General features: G+C 54.6%; 5 protein-coding genes. All 5 read right to left on the bottom strand.

Translation table 11 applies throughout. From position 1 onward, the window contains the following. Window positions 1-527: 527 nt before the first annotated feature. The 5 genes from ACTNBB_RS07565 to ACTNBB_RS07585 all read right to left on the bottom strand — a co-directional run bounded on the left by ACTNBB_RS07565 (window position 528) and on the right by ACTNBB_RS07585 (window position 5,822). Window positions 528-1,076 carry a GNAT family N-acetyltransferase gene (locus tag ACTNBB_RS07565; RefSeq protein ID WP_441057465.1) on the bottom strand — a complete coding sequence of 183 codons (549 nt, stop codon included), beginning with the start codon at window positions 1,074-1,076 and terminating at the stop codon, window positions 528-530. A gap of 96 nt (window positions 1,077-1,172) precedes the next feature. Then, complete coding sequence (locus ACTNBB_RS07570) at window positions 1,173-1,718, bottom strand: hypothetical protein (protein ID WP_441057462.1); 546 nt, start codon at window positions 1,716-1,718, stop codon at window positions 1,173-1,175. Between the two features lie 288 nt (window positions 1,719-2,006). Further along, window positions 2,007-3,728 carry a zinc-ribbon domain-containing protein gene (locus tag ACTNBB_RS07575; protein WP_441057459.1) on the bottom strand — a complete coding sequence of 574 codons (1,722 nt, stop codon included), beginning with the start codon at window positions 3,726-3,728 and terminating at the stop codon, window positions 2,007-2,009. A gap of 2 nt (window positions 3,729-3,730) precedes the next feature. Continuing rightward, window positions 3,731-5,044 (bottom strand): WG repeat-containing protein, encoded by a 1,314-nt coding sequence (locus ACTNBB_RS07580; RefSeq protein ID WP_441057456.1) that lies wholly within the window; start codon window positions 5,042-5,044, stop codon window positions 3,731-3,733. Between the two features lie 163 nt (window positions 5,045-5,207). Continuing rightward, window positions 5,208-5,822 (bottom strand): DUF6273 domain-containing protein, encoded by a 615-nt coding sequence (locus ACTNBB_RS07585; protein ID WP_441057495.1) that lies wholly within the window; start codon window positions 5,820-5,822, stop codon window positions 5,208-5,210. Window positions 5,823-6,000: the final 178 nt, after the last annotated feature.

The following is a 6,000-nucleotide window of genomic DNA, read 5'->3' on the forward strand; positions in this document are numbered from 1 at the left end:
AGCTCTAAGCGATGGAGCAGATTCGCCGCGGGTTAGTATACCTGCACTCCGTATGCCCCCACGTAAACCACAGATGACGAGGCGGACGGGGCGAGTCTGGGCCAATTGTCTCAATCTGTAACAGTTACGGATCAAATCTTCCTCTACGTGTTACAGATCGAGACAAACGGTCAACACGGCCCACAAACGTCTCAATCTGTAACAGTTACCAAGTAAATCGACCCGTAACTGTTACAGATCAAGACAAACCAATCCGTCTGAAGACAACATCTCAATCTGTAACAGTTACGGAGCAAAACCAGCCCCAGATGTTATAGATTGAGACAGTTGAGTTGTCGGTCGAGGAACAATCTCGATCTGTAACAACTAGACCCCGTATCCCCCGCCAGATGTTATAGATCGAGACAGACGTGCCGGTCACCAAACCCGACAGGCAACAAAAAGGACCGGACGTCCAGCCATCTCAACTGGAACGTCCGGTCCCGTCAAACATCAACTAGGGAAGCTAAACCAACACCTCGCAACCCCTACTCCGCGTCCGGATCCTTAAAGTTCTTGGGATCCAAGACCATGCAGGTGTAGGTGATGTCGTGGTCATCGTCGGGAATGGGCTCAAACCCGTTCTTGCCAAAGAAGTCGATGAGCAGATGCGCGAGCTTAATCGGATCCGCATCAGCACCGTCAAAGAGATATTCGCTCAGATCCAGGAATGTAGGCTGCTGTTCGCCCTCGCTCTCCCAGTATCCCAACAGGGCGTCGTGCACCAGGCGCGCGCCATAGCCGTTACCGCGGTAGTCGGGGTCAACATACACATGGCTCAAAAACGTCGACGTGTACTCGTTGAGCGGGTGCTCCGTAACGGCATCCGGCAGGTCGGGGTCATCTGCACCGCCCGTTACGCAAAAACCGACCAGCTCATCATCGGCAAAGACGCCCCAGAGGTAACAGTTCTCCTCGTCCTCGTCCTCAACATAGTCCGCCCACGCGTCATAGACCTCGTAGCCCGACTGCTCGTCCAGATCGACCATATCGTCGACGTCGTCGGGACCCAAAGCCCTTACTTCAACTTCAGCCATTGTCCTGTCCTTTCTCTCGCTTTCAGGACAACCCGAGCATACGGCGCTGTCCCAACACTCTGTTGCGCAACATCGGAAGCTGCGTCAATACCGCCGTTAACGGCGACGACGCCTCAGGGCAATGTATACAACGACAATCGCCAGCAGCACCAAGCCCTGGAAATTGATGCGGCTAATAGCGAAGCCCGAAGGAACAATAAAACTGTCGTAGAACATGTCGAGCATGCCGATAAACACCAGAAACGCGATGAAGATCCAGAACACGCGACTCCTTAAAATGGGAGTAAACATTTCGAGCACCGAGCCACCCGAGGAAGAGCCCTGATAGCCAATCAAATCAAACGGCTCATCCTTCTCTACCTCGTCGGCATCGCTCGAAGCGTCTGAAGACTCGGACTCCAAATCGCGACGATCCGTCCAATACCCGGGCACATGGTCGCGCTCACCAAGGTACTCACCGTTTTTGACCACCGGCTCAAACAACATGGCACTCGAAAGCTGCTCGAGCTCCTCGCGAATCAACTGGTCAGCACGAGCGTCATGGGGCTCCTCGAGCTCGCACTCAAGCTCGTACATATGCTCCATGACCCGCTCGTAGTCCTCTTCAGACATATCGTCATCGTAATAGGAGTTCCCGCTCATCGTTCATCCCTCATTCAAGAACCGAATCCCTTTTGGACAACTCAAGTGTAGAAATCCATACCGAGCAGACGTTGCGCAACATTGCCGGGAACGAGGTGAATCTACTGGCGGCAAAAGCGCCCATAAACGGACAACGCGGCCAGCCTCTAAAGGCCACCGCCACAAACGCAAACGGCCGGCCCAAAAGGCGCTGCTCCCGGGATGGCATGGGGCGCAGCGCCTTTTGGGCCGGCCAAAACGGCGCCACGCGGGTCCGCAACCGCGTGGCGCCAAAAACTCGCAGAAGTCCTATTCCTTCGTAGGACTCTGCTCCTGGGGAATCCCGAACCTGCTATTAAACGTCTGGCCGCACGTGCCCGCAAAATCGGATCCAAGACCGTCGTGATCCTCTTTGGACATCTTGCCCGTTACGTCAACCAGAATTTCTTGCTTAGACGCAGCGTCATACTCGGCAGGACCCTCGGCCATAATGCTCACGGCAAACGCGTCCTTATCGCCTGCGACCTCAGAGTCTTTTTCAATAAGCGTCTTGCAAACAATAAATCGTTTGCCGGAATCCATAGTCACGGGAACAATCGTTGCCTCGCCCGAAACATCAGTACTCATCTGGGGCGTTACAGCCGAATAGAATGACTCGAAGAGCTGCGTCCATTTAAAGCTAAACGCGATCTTGCCGTTATCGGCCGAGGTGATCTTAAAGTGCTCGACCAGCGCCTTGCGTCCCTCATCGGACGTATCGGTGTATTTGTCGCTCACCAGGTTTTCATAGCTCACCTTGGGCGCCTTGTCGCCGTCAAGAACCCACTTGGAGCCATCGAACTTGTAGGTGTACTCAACGTCTCCATCGACCGTCTCAAACCACAAGGGCTCGTAGTTTACCTTTACAGTCGAAGTTTGAGCCTTCTTGTCAAACTTGACATCGCCCTGAGTCCAAAGCCCGCTCGGGTCCTTTTCGATGGGAGCAATAGCCTTGGTGGTCGAGGAATCCACCTTCCAGCTGGGCGTGTACTTCTCCCCTTTCTTGGTGTACGTGCCGGTAAGCGAAGCCGTGGACTCAAAGGCATTGTTGCGAGTCACGGTCGTGGCCTTAACGGTCACGTTGCCATCCGAGTCCTCCTTTTGAGAGGTCACATCCAACGATTCGAGTGAATAGCTGCCGCCGTCGACAAACTTGCTATCGGGAATGAAGCCCTTGGAGAGCTGATTGACCGCCGTGATATCGGTCTTAATCTGCTTCTCCTTGATAATCCCATGCTTTTGAGACGCCGCCTTAGAGGACGACTTCGTAACGGAATCTGATTCATCTGCCGAAGTATTGGCGCCCAACCCCTTAAGAGCAAACGCACCGATGGCGCCCACGGCCACAACGGCAGCGGCAACGCCCACGCCGATAGCGGCGCGGCGAGACTTAGGCGATTTAGGGCCCGTAGAAGCCGAGGTGGCACTATTAGCATCAGAACAATCGACTGGCGCAGACGCCTTTGGCATGGCGACGGTCTGCTGAGTCGGCGCGACAGTAAAGGAATCATCCGAAAGCACCGTCGTAACCTCAGAGCTCGGCTCAAACGCAGCGCTCATGTCAACCGGCTCGCCCTCAGACTCGTCCGCGCCATCGTCTACCGGCTCACTTGCAGCTTCATCCGCCACGTCGCCCATCGGCTCATCAACGGGTTCGACCACCGTCGTCGCATCAAAATCCGCCACAGATTCGCGATGCTCAACCGTCGTCGTCATATCGGTATCAACTGCAACCGTCGCATCGGGGTCGACCGTCATCGTCGCATCAGGATCCACCGCAGGCTCCACCGGCGCAACGGTCACCGTCTGCCCCAGGTCGCCATCGTCCGCAGGCTCAACGGTCACTGTCTGACCCAAGTCAACATCTGACGCAGCCTCAACCGGCTCAACCGTCACCGTCTGGCCCAAATCGACATCGTCCACGCGCGCGCCGCAGTTGACGCAAAACTTTGCGCCCTGTTTGAGCTCTATTCCACACTGCTTGCACTTCATGTCTAGTACTCCCAAGAACAAACCCAGTTGCCGTCGGTATCGATCCAGCCGTAGCGTTTACGGGCCGAGTTCGAGCCATCGGGAAGATCGGCCACGACAAACACGCGACCATTTTCATCAAACGTGTAGCTCAAGTCTCCTGCATTGCCATCGGGCAGCCCAAAGCGCGGAGGAATCTTCCAGTCTCCGTTTTTGTCAATAAACCCATAGTTGTCACTTGCCGGGTCAAGAACCATGGCAAGCCCCTGGCTAAAGCTATACGCCACTTCAAATTGTGGCTTGATAACCCAAGTACCGTCCTTATCGATGTAACCCCACACGTGCGTTATCGGATCTTTGGCAGCGCAAAGATCCTCATGAAAGATGCGCTCGTCCTGATACGTGGCAATAATGACTTGCTTAAAGTCGTTAAACGTAAAGTCCGTCAGTACCTTGCCCTGCGCATCGTACATGCGGTGCCCGTAAAAAACGCGGTCCTGATGGAACGATTTATAGATCGGCCTCGTGTCCTTGTAGCCATCGTTGAGACGGTTCGCGTAGCCGCGGTCCTCTTCGCTGAACTCAAAAATCGTATTGCCCGAGGTATCGATGTACTTAAAATCGTCAAAGCACTTGCCTTCGTTAAAAACGAGCGGCGCGCTGTACTTATACGGGCTGGTCGTGTCTTTAGCCGAAGCGAGCGCCCACTTGCCCTTGGTGTCGATTACGCCCCAACCATCGCCGCTGTACAGGCATGCATAGCCCTCAAAAAACGGCGTAAGTGTCTTGCAGTCGAGCTTGCCAAAGGCATCCTTACCCTTGGGCGTAATAAAGTGAAAGTCCTCATCCTTATCCTGCACAACAGCAAAGCCGTTGATAAAGCAAGCGGCATAGAGATACTGCGGCTCGATCGCCCACTTACCCGTACGGTCAATATAGCCCCAGGTCTCGGTATCGTCTGCCGTGGTGGCAGGGAACAAATCGCCATCAAAAACGCCGCCGTGCAATTCCATGTTCACGTTGATCTGGTTGTCTCGCGCGAATGAGGAATCGTTAACGTGCGGCACGGTATAGCAGCTGTCGCCTGGTGCACTGGCAATGTCGCCAAGCGAGGGCTCAATCACCCACGAACCGTTGACATCGACGAATCCCCAATTGGAGTTCGCACCAGGCAGCGCCGCATACAGGGTGCCGGATTCAGAGCCCTTGGTAGCGTCGGAAGACGAGTCGTCGTCCTTGTTATCGCTCGCCATCGCAGGCAACGGACCTGTCAGCAGCGTGCCAGCAGCAGCCCCCAACACTCCCAGCGCCTCGCGCCTTGTCATATCAAAAGACATGCCGTCTCCTCTCGGCCATCATCTTGCACTGCATTCATTTTCTGGCACGATTCACGCATTCTGTTGCGCAACATTGCAGGGCGAGCCGATGTCCCCCCCCAATACCAAAAGGGCCCCAGGAAAATCCCGGGGCCACAATCGTCGAATCGAAATGCCTCAGTTCTTACAGGCAGAAGCCCAGATAAATGTCATTGTTGTTGCTGGACTTGGCCGAACCACTATAGTCTATGCCGTTGTAGGTCAGGAACTGGCCAGACCGTGTTGCATCGCAGGTGCGAGTCCAGGCGGGACCGGCAGTTTTGTACCAAATTTTATATTGACTGCCTTCCGCCTTGTAAACACCAAGCGCGTCAGACTGATTCGAGCTGAGTAACCTCTCAAGACCATCATTTCCAAAGAGTTCTTCCAAGGAGGGCAGCCAGAGCGAATCGTCCGTCGCCGTCACCGAAGAGGCATCTGTCGTAACGCCAGCGTTGTTGGTAAGCTTAGCCACCTTGACGACCCTCTTCTTGAGGTCCTTGGGCATGCTGGCAAGCACCTTCTTATTCAAACTCTTGCGAATATCGCTGTCTTTCCAGCCGCCGGTGTTGGATCCGTCTTCGTTGATGGAATCGCTGAGAACCGGCGTTCCGCACACCATGAACGTAATGCCAGCCTTGCCCTTGCCATCGGCGCGATCGTCATGATTAAAGCCGACGATATAAGCCTTTACCTCGGCACCAGTAGAAAGCTTGACGGTCTTGTAGCACGCATCACCCAGTCTGCCGTCTTCAGACACCAAGTGATATTTCTTGGCGATACCCGTCGCAGAATCATCATCCTGCGCCGTCGCGATCTCATCGGCAGATCGCGTGCCGAATGTTGGTGTAAGGGGCCGCTTCCCTGGCCGTAGAAAGCAGGAAGCGGTTATCGCCTAGAATCTTAATTGCTGAAGCTAGGATTCGTGGAAAGGCAAT

Source organism: Collinsella sp. HCP28S3_B9, from assembly GCF_052066095.1.
Lineage (GTDB): Bacteria > Actinomycetota > Coriobacteriia > Coriobacteriales > Coriobacteriaceae > Collinsella.

Excerpts from the sequence above, each read along its gene's own strand:
- ACTNBB_RS07565 (WP_441057465.1), bottom strand. The coding sequence starts at position 1,076 with ATGGCTGAAGTTGAAGTAAGGGCTTTGGGTCCCGACGACGTCGACGAT.
- ACTNBB_RS07580 (WP_441057456.1), bottom strand. The coding sequence starts at position 5,044 with ATGTCTTTTGATATGACAAGGCGCGAGGCGCTGGGAGTGTTGGGGGCT.
- ACTNBB_RS07575 (WP_441057459.1), bottom strand. The coding sequence starts at position 3,728 with ATGAAGTGCAAGCAGTGTGGAATAGAGCTCAAACAGGGCGCAAAGTTT.
- ACTNBB_RS07570 (WP_441057462.1), bottom strand. The coding sequence starts at position 1,718 with ATGAGCGGGAACTCCTATTACGATGACGATATGTCTGAAGAGGACTAC.